Origin of the sequence: Gelidibacter salicanalis, assembly GCF_007997285.1 — a bacterium.
Taxonomy (GTDB): Bacteria; Bacteroidota; Bacteroidia; order Flavobacteriales; family Flavobacteriaceae; genus Gelidibacter; species Gelidibacter salicanalis.
The window spans coordinates 550,036-570,045 of record NZ_VORX01000001.1 but is presented as its reverse complement, the minus strand read 5'-3'; the positions used below and the strand labels follow the sequence as shown (position 1 = coordinate 570,045).

The 20,010-nt window shown below is 36.6% G+C and carries 18 protein-coding genes and 1 tRNA gene; 14 read left to right on the top strand and 5 right to left on the bottom strand.

All coding sequences use genetic code 11. The features are described 5' to 3' along the window. Positions 1–2 precede the first annotated feature (2 nt). The 4 genes from ES711_RS02445 to ES711_RS02430 all read left to right on the top strand — a co-directional run bounded on the left by ES711_RS02445 (position 3) and on the right by ES711_RS02430 (position 4,005). A complete protein-coding gene (locus ES711_RS02445; protein ID WP_146889424.1) occupies positions 3–1,907 on the top strand; it encodes a RecQ family ATP-dependent DNA helicase in 1,905 nt (634 codons plus the stop codon). Then, the gene (gene fmt / locus ES711_RS02440) at positions 1,904–2,857 is read left to right on the top strand and encodes a methionyl-tRNA formyltransferase (protein WP_146889421.1); all 954 of its coding nucleotides are present in this window, start codon (positions 1,904–1,906) and stop codon (positions 2,855–2,857) included. The genes ES711_RS02445 and fmt overlap by 4 nt, the downstream gene beginning before the upstream one ends. Positions 2,858–3,050: 193 nt before the next feature. Continuing rightward, a complete protein-coding gene (locus ES711_RS02435; protein WP_133757877.1) occupies positions 3,051–3,323 on the top strand; it encodes an HU family DNA-binding protein in 273 nt (90 codons plus the stop codon). A gap of 121 nt (positions 3,324–3,444) precedes the next feature. Then, positions 3,445–4,005, top strand: coding sequence for a YqgE/AlgH family protein (locus ES711_RS02430; RefSeq protein ID WP_146889418.1), 561 nt, complete (start codon positions 3,445–3,447; stop codon positions 4,003–4,005). Here ES711_RS02430 and ES711_RS02425 read toward each other — a convergent pair. Then, positions 4,002–4,847 (bottom strand): aminotransferase class IV, encoded by an 846-nt coding sequence (locus ES711_RS02425; RefSeq protein WP_146889416.1) that lies wholly within the window; start codon positions 4,845–4,847, stop codon positions 4,002–4,004. The genes ES711_RS02430 and ES711_RS02425 overlap by 4 nt on opposite strands. Positions 4,848–4,908: 61 nt before the next feature. Continuing rightward, positions 4,909–5,301: an START-like domain-containing protein gene (locus tag ES711_RS02420; protein WP_146889413.1), complete on the bottom strand. Its 393-nt coding sequence runs from the start codon at positions 5,299–5,301 to the stop codon at positions 4,909–4,911. 294 nt (positions 5,302–5,595) lie between these two features. On the opposite strand from ES711_RS02420, the gene ES711_RS02415 reads away from it, so the two are divergent. Beyond that, positions 5,596–5,669 (top strand) — tRNA-Met (locus ES711_RS02415). Positions 5,670–5,940: 271 nt separating this feature from the next. On the opposite strand, the gene ES711_RS02410 is transcribed toward ES711_RS02415, so the two are convergent. From ES711_RS02410 to ES711_RS02400, 3 genes are all read right to left on the bottom strand, one after another. Next, on the bottom strand, positions 5,941–6,981 hold the full coding sequence (locus ES711_RS02410) for an AI-2E family transporter (RefSeq protein WP_146889411.1): 1,041 nt from the start codon (positions 6,979–6,981) through the stop codon (positions 5,941–5,943). Positions 6,982–7,766: 785 nt separating this feature from the next. Next, positions 7,767–8,561 (bottom strand): ABC transporter permease, encoded by a 795-nt coding sequence (locus ES711_RS02405; protein WP_146889408.1) that lies wholly within the window; start codon positions 8,559–8,561, stop codon positions 7,767–7,769. Positions 8,562–8,570: 9 nt separating this feature from the next. Next, positions 8,571–9,194, bottom strand: a complete 624-nt coding sequence (locus ES711_RS02400) for an ABC transporter ATP-binding protein (protein WP_146889405.1) — start codon at positions 9,192–9,194, stop codon at positions 8,571–8,573. 718 nt (positions 9,195–9,912) lie between these two features. On the opposite strand from ES711_RS02400, the gene ES711_RS02395 reads away from it, so the two are divergent. From ES711_RS02395 to ES711_RS02350, 9 genes are all read left to right on the top strand, one after another. Further along, on the top strand, positions 9,913–10,074 hold the full coding sequence (locus tag ES711_RS02395; protein ID WP_146889402.1) for a DUF1328 family protein: 162 nt from the start codon (positions 9,913–9,915) through the stop codon (positions 10,072–10,074). A gap of 1,873 nt (positions 10,075–11,947) precedes the next feature. After that, on the top strand, positions 11,948–12,325 hold the full coding sequence (locus tag ES711_RS02390; protein WP_146889399.1) for a hypothetical protein: 378 nt from the start codon (positions 11,948–11,950) through the stop codon (positions 12,323–12,325). Positions 12,326–12,799: 474 nt separating this feature from the next. Continuing rightward, positions 12,800–12,982 carry a hypothetical protein gene (locus ES711_RS02385; protein WP_146889396.1) on the top strand — a complete coding sequence of 61 codons (183 nt, stop codon included), beginning with the start codon at positions 12,800–12,802 and terminating at the stop codon, positions 12,980–12,982. 174 nt (positions 12,983–13,156) lie between these two features. After that, the gene (locus tag ES711_RS02380) at positions 13,157–13,771 is read left to right on the top strand and encodes a hypothetical protein (RefSeq protein WP_146889394.1); all 615 of its coding nucleotides are present in this window, start codon (positions 13,157–13,159) and stop codon (positions 13,769–13,771) included. A 4-nt stretch (positions 13,772–13,775) separates the two neighbouring features. Next, complete coding sequence (locus ES711_RS02375) at positions 13,776–14,285, top strand: PRC-barrel domain-containing protein (protein WP_146889391.1); 510 nt, start codon at positions 13,776–13,778, stop codon at positions 14,283–14,285. Between the two features lie 1,938 nt (positions 14,286–16,223). Further along, on the top strand, positions 16,224–16,505 hold the full coding sequence (locus tag ES711_RS02370) for a type II toxin-antitoxin system RelE/ParE family toxin (protein WP_146889389.1): 282 nt from the start codon (positions 16,224–16,226) through the stop codon (positions 16,503–16,505). 11 nt (positions 16,506–16,516) lie between these two features. Next, positions 16,517–16,819 (top strand): HigA family addiction module antitoxin, encoded by a 303-nt coding sequence (locus tag ES711_RS02365; RefSeq protein ID WP_146889387.1) that lies wholly within the window; start codon positions 16,517–16,519, stop codon positions 16,817–16,819. Positions 16,820–17,745: 926 nt separating this feature from the next. Next, positions 17,746–18,225 carry a cupin domain-containing protein gene (locus ES711_RS02360; RefSeq protein WP_146889384.1) on the top strand — a complete coding sequence of 160 codons (480 nt, stop codon included), beginning with the start codon at positions 17,746–17,748 and terminating at the stop codon, positions 18,223–18,225. Between the two features lie 925 nt (positions 18,226–19,150). After that, positions 19,151–19,975: a hypothetical protein gene (locus ES711_RS02350; RefSeq protein ID WP_146889379.1), complete on the top strand. Its 825-nt coding sequence runs from the start codon at positions 19,151–19,153 to the stop codon at positions 19,973–19,975. Positions 19,976–20,010 lie beyond the last annotated feature (35 nt).

The following is a 20,010-nucleotide window of genomic DNA, read 5'->3' as shown; positions in this document are numbered from 1 at the left end:
TGATGTCACACCCGATCACTATTTTAGAACGCTATTGGAATCATACGTCCTTCCGGCCATTGCAAGAAGAGATTATCGATGCCGTTTTAAATAATGAGGATACTTTTGCGCTATTGCCCACCGGTGGCGGAAAATCGATCTGTTTTCAGGTGCCGGCGTTAGTAAAAGACGGGATCTGTATTGTGGTGTCTCCCCTGATCGCCTTGATGAAAGATCAGGTAGATCAATTAAAGGCCAAGGGCATTAAGGCCATGGCGATTACCAGTGGTATTCCCTACAAAACCCTAGACACCTTATTGGACAATTGCATTTATGGCAATTATAAATTTCTCTACCTTTCTCCAGAACGCTTACAACAGACCTTGGTGCAGGACCGCATTCAGCAAATGCCGGTTAATTTAATTGCGGTAGATGAAGCCCACTGTATTAGTCAATGGGGAAACGACTTTCGCCCCGCCTATAAAAATATTGCGGTGTTACGCCAGTTGCATCCCTCCGTAAACGTGATTGCCCTTACCGCCACGGCAAAACCTAAAGTGGTGCAGGAAATCATGACCGAATTGGACTTTATGGCACCAAAAGTATTTCAAGCGTCATTTAAAAGACCAAATATTGCTTATATGGTGTTAGACACCCACGATAAGCATTATAAAATTGGGCAGATTTTGAACAAATACCCCGGTCCCTCCATCATTTATGCCAGAACCCGGCGGGCCACTTTAGAATTGCATGCGTATTTAGAATCCAAAGGTATTTCCGCCACCTACTATCATGGAGGCATCAGTAACAAAGAAAAGAATGACCATTTGGAACATTGGTCCAACAACCAAAAAACGGTGATGGTAGCCACTACGGCGTTTGGGATGGGCATTGATAAACCTGACGTCAAAACGGTCATTCACGTCAATTTACCTGAAAGTTTGGAAAGCTATTATCAGGAAGCTGGGCGCGGGGGACGAAATGGTGACAAAGCCTTTGCGGTTATTTTAAAGAATGCCACGGACGAGCAGCAGCTAAAGCATCAATATTTGAGCAGCTTGCCTTCTGTCGATTTTATCAAGAAGGTGTATCGCAAACTCTGCAATTATTTTCAAATTTCTTACGGTGAAGGTTTTTTAACCCAGCATCAGTTCAATTTTAATGTGTTTTGTAAAACTTACGATTTCCCTACAAGCACGGCATATAATGCTGTTCAAATTTTAGACCGGAACAGCATCATCAGTTTGTCCCAACAGTTTAATTATCAAACCAAACTCCAATTTTTAATCAGCAGTCAAGCCTTATTTGGATATTTGAACACCCACAAACCCTTTGAACCCATCATTAAGGCGATATTGAGAACTTACGGCGGTATTTTTGATCAGAATATGAAAATCAATCTGACTTTAGTGTCCGAAAAATCACAGGTTCCGGAGCATAAGATCATCCAAGTGTTGCAACAATTGGAAAAGGATGGGGTGGTCAATTTTCACCATTCTAACACCGATTCTGAATTAACCTTTTTACAACCTCGAGAAGATGATAAAACCATCAACAGGATTGCCAACATTATTGAACAGCAGCAGCGCCTCAAAGAAAGCCAGATTGATGCGGTAATTACATATATTACGGATGATGAGCTGTGTAAGAGCATGCAACTTTTGGATTATTTTGGAGAAAAAAGAAGTACGCCCTGTGGCATTTGTACGGTCTGCCTTTCCAAAGCAAAACAAGTAAAACGTGCCACCCCCAAAAACATCTCTTATGACATTATTTTGTTATTGGAAACCCAACCCCTTACCTCAAGAGCGCTGGTGGAACAGTTAGACTATTCAGAAAAAGAAATATTAGACACCTTACAGTTGATGCTCTCCAACGCTATTTTGGAGGTCACCAACACCAATGTCTATAAAATAAAACACACATGAAAAAGAACGCGTTACGAATTGTATTTATGGGCACCCCGGAGTTTGCGGTAGGCACCCTGAAATTATTGGTAGAACGAGAGTATACTATTGTCGGGGTCATTACGGCGCCAGATAAACCTGCGGGACGAGGTCAAAAACTGCACCAGTCAGATGTCAAAAGATATGCGCTCTCCCAAAATTTACGTCTTTTACAACCGACCAATTTAAAAGATGGGGAATTTTTAGCCGAATTAAAATCTTTAGACGCCAATGTACAGATTGTGGTAGCGTTCAGAATGCTGCCCGAAGCCGTTTGGAAGCTACCCGAATTTGGCACCTTTAACTTGCACGCCTCCCTTCTCCCCGATTACCGAGGCGCTGCCCCAATACATTGGGCGGTGATCAATGGCGAAACAAAAACCGGCGTGACCACATTTTTTATTGATGAAAAAATTGACACCGGAGCTATCATTCTTCAAAAGGAAGTAAATATCGCGACAGACGAAACCGTGGGTACGCTGCACGACACCTTACAACAGCTGGGCAGCGAACTGGTTATTGACACCCTAAAACTCCTAGAAGCTGGCACGGTCACCACCAGCATTCAGCCCAAAGTAGAACAACCTAAAACGGCCTATAAGCTCGATAAGGACAATTGTAAAATTGATTGGAATGAACCGATAGATCAGATCTACAATAAAATTAGAGGTTTAAATCCCTTTCCGGCGGCGTGGAGTGATTTAAAAACGGGTGAAGACACACTGATGGTTAAATTATTTACAGTTGAAAAGGAATTAACGGCACCTTCTGAACCGATAGGCAGCTTAGTCGCCTCCAAAAATGAGTTGAAAGTAGCGGTTAAAAATGGGTATATACATATTAAAGAAATGCAATTACCCGGAAAGAAAAAAATGGATATAAAGTCACTTCTGAACGGTTATACATTTTCTGAAGGAGCCAAAATGCTCTAAACCCTTGTGTACACTGATATTACAAATAATATGTTAATCCAAGTCAACTTTATTAACAATTGGCTGAAGTTATTAACATTATTTTGGATTTCCCTTGCTATTACTTGCGTAGATGAATAATCCGTATAAATTTGTAGAAGGATTTAACAAAATGTTTAACCTTACTATTAATAATAATTAAAATTTTAATTTTATGAACAAAACAGATTTAATCAATGGAATGGCTGAAAACGCTGGAATTACCAAAGCAGCAGCAAAAAAAGCATTGGATTCTTTATTAACTGATATTGAAGGTTCTTTAAAGAAAGGTGATAGAGTATCTTTAGTAGGATTTGGATCTTGGTCAGTTTCTAAAAGATCAGCAAGAGAAGGAAGAAACCCACAAACAGGAAAAACGATTAACATCAAAGCTAAAAACGTAGTGAAGTTTAAAGCTGGTTCTGATTTAAGTGGTGCTGTAAACTAATAAGTTACTGTATATATTTAAAAGTCTGCTCTTTTGGGCGGACTTTTTTTTTTACTTTTTTTTAACAATTTTATTGGTTTTTTGCTAAATATGTTTTAGATTTATTTTCAAATCATGATTTATGATTACGATTAAACCTAAAAAAGGCCACCTATTAATAGCCGAACCTTCCATTATCGGCGATACTTCCTTTAACCGTTCCGTTGTTTTATTAGCAGACCATACCACTGAAGGTTCCATCGGATTTATCTTGAATAAACCTCTGGAATACACCTTGAGAGACTTGGTTCCTGATACGCTAGTAACGTTTAAAGTGTACAACGGCGGCCCAGTGGAGCAAGACAACCTGTACTTTATTCATAAGGTTCCTGATTTGATACCCGAAAGTATCGAAATTTCTTTGGGAATTTATTGGGGAGGTGATTTTGACATGGTCTTAAGCCTCATCAACCAAGGTATCATTAAATCTTCAGACATTCGATTCTTCCTGGGCTATTCCGGATGGGAACCGTTTCAACTTGAGGAAGAACTCGAAACCAACTCTTGGATTGTTACTGAAAATGTGTATAAAAAGTCCATCATTGAGAAAAAAGACAGCAGTTTCTGGAAAGAGAAAATGTTAGAATTAGGCGGTGAGTACAGCATCTGGTCGAACGCCCCCGAAAATCCGAGTTACAACTAACCCAATCTTATCTTCGTATTCAATTTTTCTAATAATAAAGTCGCAACTTTATTTGAGAAGGCTTTTTTCCTGTAATTCGTTATGGGTTGAATGCCGGTTATCACGTTGGTAATAAACAATTCGTCAGCCTTTTGCAATTCGAAGGGCGAAATTGGCGCTTCCTCCAAGGTATAACCTTCCAATTTTTCTATAAGTTCCATCAGTTGCTTGCGCATAATTCCTTTAAGACAACCTTCAGATAACGGGGGTGTTTTTATCACTTGGTCCTTCACCAAAAACAAGTTACCGTTTAATGCTTCCACCACGGTTTTGTCAGTGTTTAACAGCAGACAATTATCGAACGCATTTTCTTTCGTAAAAATACTCCCTAAGACATTAATGCTTCTCGCATTGGATTTTAAGGTGGATAACAGCCCAGGCCCCACATAAAAATCCTTATACAGTTCCACCGTGTAAGACGCCTCATTTAAGCGGTAAAAATCGGACTCTAAACGCTCCGCCACCATGTTATAGGCAATATCGTTAGAGGTTGGCCCGTACTTGCCGCCTTCCAAACGGTGCACATTAATGCGCACCCTGGCCGTGGCTTTGGTCCATTGATTGGCTTCCACAGTCTTTAAAATCTCAGATTCCAAAAACTCCATGGTAAAGTTCATCGGGATTTCCATACGCATGATGCGCATAGAAGCCATCAAGCGGAAATAATGATCCTCCCAAAATAAAATCTTGGCATGCACCACTTTTAGGGTTTCAAAAAGGGCATCGCCATAAGCGTAGCCTCTGTTTTCTAATGACAATAAATTGGATGATGTGTCGTGAAGGGTACCGTTAAAATTAACCATAAAAAAAGTCTCGAAGTTTTAGAAAAATCGAGACAAATATACCATTTAAAAAAGAGTCTTCCTAGGCAGATCCTAAAACCTGTTTCAAATCTGAAATTTGATTTTCCCAAAGCATTTTCGCTTCTTCCACTTCGTCCTTATCAATAAAATCCGTTACAATAATAGACACATCTTTGGTAATCTCATCTACCTGAATTCTGATTTCAAAGTAATAGGATTGCCCATCTTCGTCATCATTAAGCCATCTGAACTTAACGCGTTCGCCACTTTTTTTACTAAGTAATTTGGCCTTTTCTTCACTGTCATTCCAAATAAAGGTAAACAGCTCGCCACGAGAGTTTACATTGTCCGCAAACCACTCTGATAAGCCTGACGGTGTCGAGATATATTGGTATAAAAGCTGGGGAGATGAATGGATCGGAAATTCCAATTCAAATTTAATTTTTTCTTCCATAGATATTTTTGTTAACCTGCTCAATATATAATTAATTGTTTAGTATAAAAACAAATTGATAGAAAATAATTAAATCTGGTTTTTAATGGTCGTAATGTTTGCGCACATTAATTTTGTTTTTATCTTTGCAGCCTCAAATAATGGCGAGGTAGCCCGCCTGAACGAATTTATTCGGGCAGGCTTAGTGGGTTACCTGCTTGCACCGAAACCAGCCCGACAAAACGCTCTGGCGGAAGGCACGTTCGGGCGGGGAGCGTCGGATTCAGTTCTGACATCCCTGACAGTTTATTTTATGGCGAGGTAGCTCAGTTGGTTAGAGCGTCGGATTCATAACCCGGAGGTCAGGGGATCGTGCCCCCTTCTCGCTACTTGATTACAAGGCAGTTACAAAGATTTGTAACTGCCTTTTTTAATTAGAGGTCCAACATAGGTAAGTACGAACCAATGTATCCAAGGCGTTCCAAATTTTTTAATTCAAATTAACTTGTATTGTAAATTTGGTCCAGGACCAGCTATAAATATATTATTTGCATGAAAGTTATTATAAAAACCTCTACCCACTCTAATATCCTATAGAATATTTTTAGTTTTAGTAAGCGCATTTATAAAATCATAAAATACATTGATAGGCAATTCTATTTAAGAACTTCTTTCTTTAAGATATAATTCTTGTACCAAAACAATCAGAATTACCATTATCGGCGTGGCTAAAACCAATCCCCACCCTCCTGTCAAAACCCCCATTAATAATTGGGCAATTATAATAAGAGCTGGAGGCATGTTAATTAATTTTTTTTGAATAAATGTTGTTATGAAGTTGCTTTCGATCACTTGAATTAGAATATAAAGTCCAACCACTAAAGCAGCCATCGTAGGACTTTGCAGGAGTGCTACCAACACGGCAGGTATCAGTGCAATGATAGGCCCGAAATTCGGAATAAAACTAACTAAACCTGCTAACAGTGCCAATACAAGCCAGAGCGGCATTCCTAAAATGGCAAGACCTATTGCGGTCATAATAAACACAACAAACATAGAAAATAACTTTCCTTTTAACCAGTTACGCAGTTGTTCACCTAACTTCCTTATGACGTGATTTGCTTTTTGTTGTCCTTTTTCTGGTATGAGCTGAATCATGCCTTTCGTATATATTTGAGGGGAAACGGTAAAAAATAAACCAATAAACAATACCACGTAAATATCGCCGAATACCCCGAAAGTTGATTGAAAAAACTTTCCAGCAAATATTTGGACTTTATCCATGGAACTTTTTGATGTTAATTTATCAATAGCGTTTTCACCTATTGTAGTTTTATTTAATCTCTCCTTTACATTCTCAATTGTTCTAGGCAAAGTCTCTGTTAGCTCAGCCATTTGTGCACTGACCTTTGCTCCAATCAGCCAAAATATCCCAGCCATTACTATTAAGGTACCAATAACGGAGATAGCCACGCAAATGCCCTCTTTCCAATTTGTTTTTCGCTGAATAAACCCACTCAAACCCCTAAAAAACACAGCTATGAGCGTACCTGCGAGTACCAACAAAAAAATGCGAAATGTTGCTTCTAAAAGCAATAATAAAATAATGGTAAAAGCAACAACTTTAGTAATAAAAAATACCTTTTTTTTGAAGACACGATCGATTTCCGAATTTGTTTCAGATTCTTTTTTTTGGTTCATGAGAAGATATTTTTGAGTTTTATATTCTGTGTTTTAAGTTTTTGCAAGAATTAACTAGAATTATGTCGTCAATAGCAATTATAAATATATTCAATTTATTGAAACTATAAAATAATGCAAAAATGGATTTTACTACTTTAAAAATTCGTTCAAAATTAGCCGACACATCGGCATTGGTATATTTTTTTGCGTCTATAAGTCGTCTCCTTTCGATCCGTTGTAACTTAAATTGAATCTTCTTGTCCTTAACATCCGCATAGGTCACAAACTCTCCTTGCTTCAATTTTAAGAAAACATCTGCCCTTATTTTTAAAATTTCTTTTCCCTTCGTAAACCGAGTATCAAAATCATGTCTTCCCTGTAAATTCCGCGTATCCCTGAATAATATGATAAAGGCTTCACTAATCTAGGTAAAGAGCGGCCAGTGATCTTATTGACGCATGTAGGTTTCCATTGGTTGAATATTTCACAACCAAAGTAAGTTTTATCCATTGCTTGGTTATAATTTTCCTCATGAATTGAAATGGAATGTGCCTCCTGAGATACGATAGGGGATTGATATTTTCTAGCCTGTGTTAAGCGAACGTGACTTCAAATTCGTAGCTATAAATATCGTTTGGCCGCTTCCCGACTTTTTTTGAGAATGAGCGGGCAAGTGGAATGGAAATCGGAAATTTTGGAGTTTTGGAGTTTGGTCCAAGACCTTTAACTCCTTTTTTTTATCAAGATGTATGCAGTCGAAATAAATCTCATAAGCAACAGTATACAAAAACAAAGATTTCAAATCAATCCTTCTTTACTATGGTTTTGTCAAAATTGTTTCGTTCATTGAAGACAAACTTGCTTGAAATTACAATGCCTAAATAGACTGATAATACTGTGCCCGAAAAAATGGCTAACATAATCATGATCTGATATTTTATTGCGATAAAAGGAGAACTTCCACTTAATATCTGCCCAGTCATCATGCCCGGTAAAGACACCAGCCCAATTGTAGCCATGGAAGCCAAAGTGGGATTTGCAGATTTTTTTAATGCGTTGCGAAAAAATGGGAACAAGGCTTCTTCTTGTGTTGAACCATTCGCAATAAAAAATCGATAGCGTTCCTGATGCTGGTCTATACTATAATAAAATGTATTAATGCCGATTACATTACTCTGTAAACAATTACCCAACACCATTCCTGTAATTGGAATGGCATATTGAGCGGTCATTATATTTGGTAGTTGAATCACAAATTTTAAAAAGAACACATCGATCACCAAAACACCTAAAAAGGTTGCTATAAAAATACTGAAAATTAGATACCTATTGCGTTTCAGTTCACTACGGTCTATGGTTGCAAAATCTGCAACGATGACCATAACCAATATCCAGCCTAAGTTGAGCCACGTATTATCATATCTGAAGAGATACTCAAGATAATAGCCTACGAATAGCAATTGGATGGTCATCCTCACCACTGCAATACCCATCTTTGTGAGCAATCCAGTTTTGAACTTCCATAATATAAGTGCTGGAATAATCAAGATTACAAATGCTATGGACAGTTGCCCCCAAGTAAAATTCATGATATCCATAAGTTACAACTATTTTAGCTCGATTATTTTTGAACAGCGGTCTAACCACCAAGGGTCATGAGAAGTTGATAGGATGATGCGTTTACCATCAAAAAGAAGGTTTCTAATCTTTTCTTTTGAGGCTTCATCTAATGCGGAAGTAGGTTCATCTAAAAGCATGATATTTTTGTCCATTAAATAAGCAATGGCAAGACCAACGCGTTGGCGTTGTCCCGTAGAAAGATTAGTGAACTCTTCTTGCCAAACACTTTTAGGCAATCCAAGGGCCTCGAATGTAGATAATACTTTCATCTCATCTGGACTTTTAGATCTATTGGCAGCAAATGTAAATGGAAAGTAAAATACCTCGCTTAATTTGCCTTCTCCCAAATCAAGATCCTGTGGAACCCAAGTCGTTTCTTTTCGCAAAAGCTGTAATTGAAAGGGTTCCAACGGTTTATCGTTAAATAAAATCGTTCCACTATCCGGAATTTCAAAACCCAATAGTAATCGGAACAAAGTAGTTTTTCCTGCCCCAGAAGGCCCTTTAATCCCAATGAGGTCACCATCTTTTACCTTTAATGAAAATTTTTTAAGTAAAGGTTTCGCGGCCTTATCATACGCAAAGTCAACATTGGAAAATGTTATTTCCATTTATGGAGAGAATTAAAATTATGAATCTGTAGTTTAGCTAGCCAAGTTAAGGTAATAAATAGTATCTAACAACTCTAAATGAGGTACCTCACCATAGCAAATGAAGGGCATATATCAACCAAATCCGATATAATTACTAATTAATAAGGTATTCTTAGCTGACACTCCTAATGGATATTTATTTCAGAAATATGGCCTGTGATAATCTGAGTGATAACCGGAAATTGAACGTATGTTTAAGTGTGCTAGACCTGAGGTTTCTGCCAACTCAGCTATTCTGCACTATTCCACAATTCAAAAATCCCAGATTATCTAAATATAACATTTTTCCATTTTAAAATAAGTCGGGTAAAAAATCAAGACCGCTTTACTGTTAGAACCAAGAAATGAGATTTCAACCGTTAAGCCCTGAAAATATAAACATTAAGATTTTTAATTATCAGGAAATATAATCTTTGTTCACATTCTCATAGAAATTGAGGACATTAACAAAACGGACATGGAAAATCCTTTATCAGCCTATCATGTTAGAAGGTGGATGCTATTTGAATCGGACAACAATTTTTTAAACATATTCCATTCGTTATAATTTCGTCGCATTTAAATTAGTATCTATTAATTTCATCCATCGCCTGATAAAAATGACTTTTTTAATAAAAAAGTTTTTACATTCCTATTTAATCCGTAATTTGTAGTCTAATCATAAAATTTATCTGTTATGTTTAAATTGTTCATCGGCTGTGTTATAATTGCAATTATTGCAGCGATTTTTGGTTTTGGAGGTGTGTCTGAAGCCTTTGCAGGCATTGCAAAAGTGATATTTTTTATATTTATCGTAGGTGCTATTATCGCATTTTTATTGTTTAAGAAGATTTTCTAATCTGATTTGCGATATTGCAGTGCACCTCTAAAGTATAATCAGATTGTGTTTGCCTGTGCCATTAAAAACTTTTTTAAGACACTGATGGACATGGTAGTCGTCATACTCTAAACTTCCTAAATCAGGTATCCAAATATCACTTTACAGAAAAATCGTGAGTCCTTAACGTTGTATATGGGTTTTGCGCAAATACTTTGGATACAGCAATTGATGGCTTCTAGGAACCAAATGCGTTTATAATCTAATCCGTAAATGAATATAAGGGCTATTTTGACGAGGTCAAAACAAAATTTGCAGTAGTAGATTCAAAATCACATGACAATCTCAGAACTTTAAATTGCTAACTTTATAAAGATTGACCTACGCCGTTCTGGTAATCAATGGAGGTGAATTTAATTAGACCGAGATCATCGATATTCAATATAAATTTGACATCGACCCAATTCCATATGTTGTCTTTACGATCAAACTTTGTGCAGCACCTTATTCCAGCGCTCATACTTTCACTCATTTTTATAATCAAGAATCTCATTATACTTTTATTGTGAGAAAGTTAAGAAGCTGTATTTACGCAGAAGTTCTTGTACGTAGTCAAATTGAAAATAACTCTCAGTTTTCTTTATTGAATGCTTTTCGGAAAAAGGCGGTCGCTAGTGGTAGTCAATTCGGTTTTAGAAACTTAATTGTAGTGGTTTTACAGAAACAAATCTGAAGCCATTTATAAAGTAATGGTGCCCTCTAAATAATAGAAAGCATTATTGCTTTTTTTTTTGACCGGAAGCACCGTAAACTGTTCGATCAGGTTGTGTAGGCAGTCCAAATCTGGTAGACTTTTGAGCCGTTGGTACAAGTTATGCTCAGGAACTCGTTCACCCAGCAGAGACTGAGAGAATAAGTTTTCTTGATATGTCTTTATGCCTTCTATTTAAACAAATTAAGATTTTATTTGCCCGATATTTCATTATTTTATTAACTTTTTTCAACAGAATTGTGCAACTGGCACAATATGTAAAAATAATTTTTAGTTCTCCCCTACTTGGAGATTCCTGCGGAATTACCACAAGCTCGGTCAATTTTAATTGTTTTAGGTATTAGTCCCACGCAACTGGTCTTAATGCACCAGTAAATAGTCAAGGCATTATACTGGTTGCATGCTCTAATTGAGATGAGGTTAGGCCCATCAGGGTCGTAGTATAGGCGATGGCTGTAAACCGCCTAAAAGTGCCGTTATAAATAGCAATGGTGCTGTACGTTTAGTAGAATCCAATTTATCAGGTTGGAAGTTAGGGATATAGGACTTGAACGACAGTGAATCACAGATGAGGTGTCGAGAAGCTGCTCTTCCCAGTCAAAAGCTGCGAAGTAGGATCCGAAGTGAAACGTAATTTTAGTCATAGCATTAATTTAAGAGAGAGCTTATTTTTTTTATGTAAGGCTGGCGTCATTCAGGTGGCAAGAACTTTATTCGAGTTGAGTTACGGAACTTGGAAACCTGTTTATAATTGCAAAAGGAAATACCCCATAGGCACCACCTAGAGATAGTAAACTAATGTTGCATTTAGAGGCGGACCCATTTATAGTACTATTGAAGAATTTAAATTGGCACTGGAGCAAAGGGATGAGCTAATTTTATTTACGATTTGCCTACTTGCAAAAGGATGAGATTATATTTGTGAATAAAGTTAGAAGAGCCATGTGAGATGAGACTTTCCTGTACGGTTCTGTAGAGGCTTGGAGTGAAACTCCTCTTGTCTACTCCACCATCACATGTTAGCAACACTATGACAAAAAACACCAATACTCATAATATTAACACAAAATCCGATATGATTTTGTCCAAATCCATATCTTTAATAAAAATAAAAATAAAAAAATGTCACAAAATAATAAAAAGCAATTTGGTATTTGGATGGATTCGCACAACGCGACAATAGTTGGAAAAAAACAAGTTGATCATGGCGAATTCATAGTCATTGGACACGCTAAAAACCCAGGTCCCGATAATAACTCTAACGAAAACGCAGCCAACAACCAAGAAATCACTTTAACGCATAAATTTTTCAAGGACATAGCCAGCACAATGCCCAATGTTGACGAAATCCATATTACTGGAACTGGACAAATACAAGAACAATTCATGAAATTTCTAGCAGATACACCACAATATAAAAATGCTAAAACAAGTGAATGTACTTCAAATGCAATGAGCGATGACAATTTTGTTGCATTTGTAGAGAAGCATTTTAATTAAACTAAAATTTTATTCATAAAAAACCGTTTCGAAATTCGAGACGGTTTTTTTGTTTTGGTAAAAAAGTATAAATTTTAGTTTTTTTTTAAGCTCTGAAGTTTTAAACTTAAATAATCGGAATCGAAAAAATCATAAAAAGAGGACTTTATCAACGATACAAGAGCCCACTTAAAATAATTATATATCTCAAAAAACACATATCTTATTTTAGTTACTGTGTTCGATTTCTGAAATCTTTATCTTCAAATTCATAATAGGGCTGTGTAGCTACGGAAAACTACCCCATGTCATTTGTTTTTTTTGATTTCTACCATAATCATTCAGCTTTTGTGAAATAATAGTTTCGTTAAAATTAGAGTATGACGACACAATTCATTTGTTTAAAAACATCCAAATAGTGCCCTAAAGTTTCCAAACTATTTTTACTGATAGTGTTTCGCCCCATATATTCTAGTATTCACAAATTTAATAAACTTGATAAAAAATTACACTTTTAAAAGCGTTAATGAAGCATTACCAAATGAAAATGATGTTTATCCGGACATCATTAAAACCTTTAATCCTAACACTTATGAAACGGAGGCCAAATGGGAAAAAGGGAAAGGTTTTGAAGTATTTAATGAGAAATTTGACACCAATAGATATGTGGTATCATGATAGATAGAGGACAACAAAAGATAGTCAGTAAAACCATCATCGCTATTTTTTACTGAACTTAAACATTTAATTTCTTTTTTAATAGCATCAATTTATATCTGATTACGGCACTATTTTTCTTATCGAAATCCATAATTTTTATTATTCAAAATAAAATCAACAAAATTTAAGATTATGGCAGAAATTAAAATTAAGAAAAAACAACCGATTTGGCCTTGGATTTTACTGATTGTGGCTATCCTGGCACTACTTTATTTTCTCTTTCTTCGGAATGATGATGATGATACGATAGATGATGCCGCAATCGAAATGACAACATCTCATGAGGTCGATACTGGTGACGATTCAGTGACACTATCCGCTGCAGCAGAATCAGAGATGGCATCCTATATATCTTATATCAATGATGATGCAAAAATGGGAATAGACCATGTTTACACCAATAATGCATTAAATAAACTTATTGATGCAACTCAAGCCTTGGCAAAAACCTTGGATGTGGATGTAAATGTAGATTTAACTACTGCAAAAGAAAATACGGCATCCATTACGGAAGACCCTTATGAAGTTGACCACGCTGATAAAATTCAGAATGCCGGAACACTTATAGTTAAAGCATTGAAAACTATTCAGTCGCAAAAATTTCCTGATTTGAACGAAAATTCAAATGACTTGGAAAACGCATTAATTGCAATCAAGCCCTCCACGAAAACTTTAGAACAGAAGGATGCTGTCAAAAATTTCTTTGAGCAGGCAGGTGAATTGTTAACCAAAATGAAAAATAGATAACATTATGAACACAGAAAAAAACAAAAATTTATATTATTTAGATGACCTTTCCAATTATGAAGTTGCTAATGAGGATAAAGATGTTCGCGGATGGAACGTGAAAGATAATGACGGACGAATTATTGGTAAAGTTGATAATTTACTTGTAAACAAAGCTACTGAACGCGTAGTCTATCTTGATGTCGAAGTAGATAAATCCATCATTGACGCTAATCACAAACCTTACTCGCAAAGTGCCAAAGATGGTATACACGAAATTTTAAATGAGGATGGTGATAACCATTTGATTATTCCCATCGGTCTTGCACAATTAAATCTGGATAGCGAATTGGTTTTTATCAATGAAATTAATCATCAAACTTTTGCAGAAACTAAACGTGTCAAAAAAGGCTCTCCAATTTACCGAGACTACGAGATTATTATTTTGGACAGTTACAACCGAGATAAGCAAGCACAAGAATATGAAAAGGATAACGCTTTTTACGATAGAAAAGAGTTTAAAAGAAAGACCTAAACTTATGAACATTCAAGCATATTTAGCCTTTCTTAATCAAGAAACACTTAATTTTTATGCTGAACTTTTTGACGAAAATTTATAATCGTCAAACTTACGAAGACCAAAAAATTGATATTTCATCATCTTAACGTGAGAAACTGCAACACGTAGAACTAAAATTAAAGGTGCCCATTTTGAGACTTACAGCGCATCGCCTGATAGCCTTTCAACTATGGCAGTCAAGTCTATATGAGTATCGAGATCAATGACCAAAACAAGGCGTCCCACCTGTTTGATAAACTCTCCAAAAGGGACAGGTCCACCAAAATTTCTGGGAACGCTTATAGGGATATTTTGGTAAGGTGTACCGACAAATTAGGAATAAATTAGAGGCTAAACGGCATTAATTAACGGAAAAACCTTTATGAGTTTTTTTAATTTTAAAAAATATATGATACCAACAATTGTTTTAAGTACAGCTTCGATCTTAGTGCGAAGCAAAAAAATCAAAGTTATACTTGCAGGTTTGCAATTTGGATATTTAGCATATTGTATGCTTAATTCTAAAAATAAAAATAAATCGAAGGTATAAATAGTTACCATTTAGTCATAAAAATAAATCACGTGTTTTTTAAGACACATGATATTTATCTTTTCAATTATACTTACATTCAAATTGAAAATAATCACAAGGGGAACACTAATGGATGGCACTAAAGAAGAGCAAGAAAAGGCTAGTCTTAATTAGAATAAATTGTCTTTTGTTTATGACTTTCTCTCGAATTGGTATTATCGGAAATCGAGGAATTATGCAATTAAAGCACTTAAAATAAAAAAGGACAGACAATCTTATATTTAACGTGCGGAACAGGCGTGATTTTAAATATGTTCAACAAGAATTTCAAAATATAGGATTGTTTACCGTCATAGCGATCGGGTAAAACATTCGCCGATTCGGCTTGTTCTTTAAAACCGTTTGAATTGATGCCATAAAATAAATATCAGTCATTGAAGGTACTAAATTTTAGCTAAAACAAATGGCCATGTTCTTAGATATCAGTTCATGTTATTTCATATGAAAATTCATGTAACTAACTGTATTTTTGAGCTTTGAATTTGATATAGTTTACGATTTTGAATTTTCAAAACCTAGCGATCAAGGGATCGTGTCCCTTCTTACTACTTGATGTAAAATGTATCCAAAATTAACGGTTTTAGTTCACTCTAAACCGTTTTTCTTATGCAAACCATTAATGAATTGGTCATCATGAACTTTTAAAATGATGATTTGGAACACGATTTTAAACACCATCCATTTTTTAAACTATAAATTTATAATGGTGCTGACGACCTAAAAAAACGTGGTAAGGTCTACTTTTTCTATGATACCTCCGAGGCAATAACATCGTAGTGCTTGTAGAGTTGTTATGGCAAAATGCACGGTATCATTTGGCTAAAAATTTACCAACTAGATATGTCCGGGTCTTGCCATATTATGATCTAGATCCTGAGATGATTGTTTATTTTCATCAAGAAGCAATACTTAGTTACATACGGTTCCTGCTTGGTTTATCCTGAGCTTGTCGAAGGGTCAGTACCGAGTTTTGTAGTTTCGCTTTCTTCAGATGCAACCTCGCGGTTACCACCCCTTGCGACTTACTAATGCTTCAAGACGTTACTCCAGCGCATAAGGGACTTGCACCCTCTAAATTAATATCTTACTTTGCAGTAAGGTAAAGATGCCCCTACTGGGCACACACACCGTGTATAAGTTATGGCTAGGTCTGTGCCTATTTGGAAAATCCTGCGGATTTTCCAATGAAAAGCACCTGTTTGCAATTGTCCGTGACGAACCACGCCACTGCTCATACACGAAACGTTAGGCAACATTTGAAAAAAGAATTCTGCAAACATTAAAAAATATACTTACCTTTGACGTTAGTAACGTAAAATGATATGATATTATCCTTTGGTTCAAAAGAAACCGAACAAATTTGGAACGGAATCCGAGTTAAGAAAATGCCGATTAAAATTCAAAATTTAGGACGTCGGAAATTAAGAATGTTGAACAACTCACTAGATATTTCCGATTTGCGAATTCCACCATCAAACCGACTTGAAAAACTGACCGGAAAATTAAGCGAATTTTACAGTATTCGGATTAACAAACAATGGAGGATTATATTCATTTGGAATAAAGGAAACGCACGTGAAGTGGAAATAATTGATTATCACTAAAAAATAAAAAAATGGAGAAGTTAGCAAATGTTCATCCTGGAGAAATATTGAATTATGAATTTCTTGAGCCATTGGAAATTACGGCCTATCGACTTTCCAAGGACTTGAAAATACCTCAAACCAGAATTTCGGAAATTATTAAAGGAAACCGTAGAATTACGGCTGACACAGCTTTACGATTAAGCAAATATTTTGGAAATTCTGCCAAATTCTGGCTTGGTCTTCAAAATGATTTTGATATCGAAGAAGAAAAAGAAAATAAGGAAAAAGAACTGAGCAAAATAAAGCAACACGTGGATAAAAACGTTGCCTAATCGAGTGGATGGCTCCCCCATCAAATGACTGAGTGCACCCCTCACACCACCGCACCCTTCGACAAGCTCAGGATAAACCAAGCGGGTCTCGTACCCGCCTGCCGGCGGGCAGGTACGGCGGTTCGCAAACCATCTTCCCAATCGCTCTTTACACCGATTGAAACTATTTTTTACTTTATGAAAAGGCTACAGATATTTCCGTTCCTTATCTAATTTCCAAAAGGATTGCGTTCAGTCTTTCTCCAAATGTGAGACCTATGCAATTTTCTGCACCTCGTTGCTTTTAGGTACTATGACCTCCCCGCCTGAATGACGCAGTCGGTCAGGTGCTGACTTCTCTATTATACCAACTCGTAGTTATAGAGACCTCCCCAGGTAAGAACATCTTCTCCGCCTGAACGGACGGGCAGGTTTCACTCAATCCCTGCCGTATCTACATATTTACCTTTTTGATAATCGTTGGGCGTGACAATGATGTGCTTGCTTACCCGAGTAAATATGCCTCTATATACGGTTCCTGCTTGGTTTATCCTGAGCTTGTCGAAGGGTCAGTACCGAGTTTTGTAGTTTCGCTTACTTCAGATATAACCTCACGGTTACCACCCTTGCGACTTACTAATGCTTCCAGACGTTACTCCAGCGCATAAGGGACTTGCTCCCTCTAGATTAAATATTTACCTTTCCGTAAATAAAGGATGCCCATGCTGGGCACACACACCGTATCCTATGAATTAATGGCTGGTTCTCGCCTACTTGGAAAATCCTGCGGATTTTCCAATGGCAAGTATCGGTTTGCAATTGTCCGTACCGTACTACGCCACTGCTCATACACTAAACGTTGCAAGTAATTGCACCCCAGAATAAACAGATTAAAATTATTTAATATTAAATATTTTACTTAATTTAATATCTTAAAAATCAAGACGATGAAAACTACAAAAAAAATTCACTACAAAAAAAACATGATTTCGCTTGCCTTTGTTTTTTTAACAATCGGCTTGAATGCACAGAGCAATGACCTTTCTGACGCAGAAACTTCTTTTGCTACATCCATTGATAATAAAGATTTAAAATGGTTACCTGCTCCAGATTTCTTTCCTGGTTGCTCCTTTACTATACTTCACGGCGATATATCTAAACCCAATTTGGATTTTTTCTTTAAAATAGAAGCTAATACCGAAGTTGTGAATCATACACATAATTCACCTGAACGAATGATTTTAATGTCGGGAGATTTGGAGGTTGAATACGAAAATGAAAAACCCGTGGTATTAAAAGCAGGCTCTTATGCTTATGGCCCTGCAGGAAAGCCACATAAAGCAAAATGCCTAAATAATGGACCTTGTGTTTTATTTGTCGCTATGGTAGACCCTTTTGATGCAGTGCCAGTTATAAAAAAAGATTAAGGTCGTTTGTAAAATCCGTACAATAAAAAAGCAACTACTTGCAATCGAGAAGACGGGTGACGACTTAAAAATCGCCACTACGCCTCTCACACCACCGTACCCTTTGACAAGCTCAGGATAAACCAAGCGGGTCTCGTACCCGCCTGCCGGCGGGCAGGTACGGCGCTTCGCAAACCATCTTCCCAATCGCTCTTTACACCAATTGAAACTATTTCGTACTTTATGAAAAGGCTACAGATATTTCCGTTCCTTATCTAATTTCCATAAAGATTGCGTTCAGTCCTTCCCCAAATGTGAGACCTATGCAATTTTCTGCACCTCGTTGCTTTTGGGTACTATGACCTCCCCGCCTGAATGACGCAGTCGTGCAGGTGCTGACTTCTCTATTATACCAACTCGTAGTTATAGAGACCTCCCCAGGTAATAGCATCTTCCCCGCCTGAACGGACGGGCAGGTTTCACTCAATCCCTGCGGTATCTACACACTTACTTTTTTGACAATCGTTGGGCGTTACAATGATGTACTTGCTTACCCAAGTAAATATGCATCTATATACGGTTCCTGCTTGGTTTATCCTGAGCTTGTCGAAGGGTCAGTACCGAGTTTTGTAGTCTCGCTTTCTTCAGATATGACCTCACGGTCAACACCCTTGCGACTTACTAATGCTTCCAGACGTTACTCCAGCGCATAAGGGACTTGCACCCTCTAAATTAATATCTTACTTTGCAGTAAGATAAAGATGCCCATACTGGGCACACACAATGTGTATAAGCAATGGCTTGTCCTTACCTACTTGGAAAATCCTTCGGATTTTCCAATGGCAAGTACCTGTTTACAATTGTCCGTGACGAACCACGCCACTGCTCATACACGTAACGTTGGCATTCATTTGACCAAACCAACCAAAACCCGAACTAACCACATATGAAAAACTACTATTTGATTTTAATCGAGAATTTTATCGGCATTGGATATCTGATTTTATTCGTGTTAGGATTTTTTACCGACAATCTGAATTTTTATCACATTGGTGGAATTGGAATGCTGATTTTTATGTTTATTATGATAAAAGGACAACCGAAAAACTTGTTCTCATTTCTGTTTATGTGCGGAATTGGATGTGTAGTTGCATATTTTATTTCTAAATGGTGGTTGGGACTTTTTTGGGTTAGTGCTTTTTATACTGTTGGACAGTTATTTGGAATCAGAGCATTGTTAAAAAACAAAGAGCAGATTAAGAATATGAACCTTGCAAATTTTGCAACGTCTGGAATGAAATCCGGCCATGATAAAATAGGATTAATTGAAATTCTGTTTTTTATTGGACTTCTAATCGGACCATATTTGTTCGCTGACAATTTAATGGAAAATACTGTTGACACAAAAAGTAATTCTCTTGAAAAGGAAATTAAAGAGCAAGTAATGCATATGGAGAAATCCAAAGAATACAGTAATCAAGGAATTCAAATAATGAACTTGAGTGATTCACAAGTAGTAAGTCAAAACAAAATAGATTCATATAAAGAGTTCTTAAAAAAATCAATTGAGGAAGCTAAAAAAGTTGATACAACTGTTCTTAACAAGATTAAGGATGGATATGGAACCATATATTATGAAAAGTATTTAAGAGCTAAAGAATTAGAATTCCAAGGTTACGAAACGGGAAATGCTTCTTCATTAACAAAAGGACAAATATTATATGATGAATTTGTAGATTGGATGAATGAAAATATGACCAATCCAAAATAAAAAAACGAAATGCCAACAAAGTACTGTATTAAAAT

Bases quoted from the DNA above. Each gene is read 5' to 3' on its own strand.
- ES711_RS02365 (WP_146889387.1), top strand. From the start codon at position 16,517: ATGGAGAAGTTAGCAAATGTTCATCCTGGAGAAATATTGAATTATGAA.
- ES711_RS02445 (WP_146889424.1), top strand. From the start codon at position 3: ATGTCACACCCGATCACTATTTTAGAACGCTATTGGAATCATACGTCC.
- ES711_RS02375 (WP_146889391.1), top strand. From the start codon at position 13,776: ATGAACACAGAAAAAAACAAAAATTTATATTATTTAGATGACCTTTCC.
- ES711_RS02360 (WP_146889384.1), top strand. From the start codon at position 17,746: ATGAAAACTACAAAAAAAATTCACTACAAAAAAAACATGATTTCGCTT.
- fmt (WP_146889421.1), top strand. From the start codon at position 1,904: ATGAAAAAGAACGCGTTACGAATTGTATTTATGGGCACCCCGGAGTTT.
- ES711_RS02350 (WP_146889379.1), top strand. From the start codon at position 19,151: ATGAAAAACTACTATTTGATTTTAATCGAGAATTTTATCGGCATTGGA.
- ES711_RS02420 (WP_146889413.1), bottom strand. From the start codon at position 5,301: ATGGAAGAAAAAATTAAATTTGAATTGGAATTTCCGATCCATTCATCT.
- ES711_RS02435 (WP_133757877.1), top strand. From the start codon at position 3,051: ATGAACAAAACAGATTTAATCAATGGAATGGCTGAAAACGCTGGAATT.
- ES711_RS02400 (WP_146889405.1), bottom strand. From the start codon at position 9,194: ATGGAAATAACATTTTCCAATGTTGACTTTGCGTATGATAAGGCCGCG.
- ES711_RS02395 (WP_146889402.1), top strand. From the start codon at position 9,913: ATGTTTAAATTGTTCATCGGCTGTGTTATAATTGCAATTATTGCAGCG.
- ES711_RS02405 (WP_146889408.1), bottom strand. From the start codon at position 8,561: ATGGATATCATGAATTTTACTTGGGGGCAACTGTCCATAGCATTTGTA.
- ES711_RS02380 (WP_146889394.1), top strand. From the start codon at position 13,157: ATGGCAGAAATTAAAATTAAGAAAAAACAACCGATTTGGCCTTGGATT.
- ES711_RS02410 (WP_146889411.1), bottom strand. From the start codon at position 6,981: ATGAACCAAAAAAAAGAATCTGAAACAAATTCGGAAATCGATCGTGTC.
- ES711_RS02370 (WP_146889389.1), top strand. From the start codon at position 16,224: ATGATATTATCCTTTGGTTCAAAAGAAACCGAACAAATTTGGAACGGA.
- ES711_RS02425 (WP_146889416.1), bottom strand. From the start codon at position 4,847: ATGGTTAATTTTAACGGTACCCTTCACGACACATCATCCAATTTATTG.
- ES711_RS02430 (WP_146889418.1), top strand. From the start codon at position 3,445: ATGATTACGATTAAACCTAAAAAAGGCCACCTATTAATAGCCGAACCT.
- ES711_RS02390 (WP_146889399.1), top strand. From the start codon at position 11,948: ATGTCACAAAATAATAAAAAGCAATTTGGTATTTGGATGGATTCGCAC.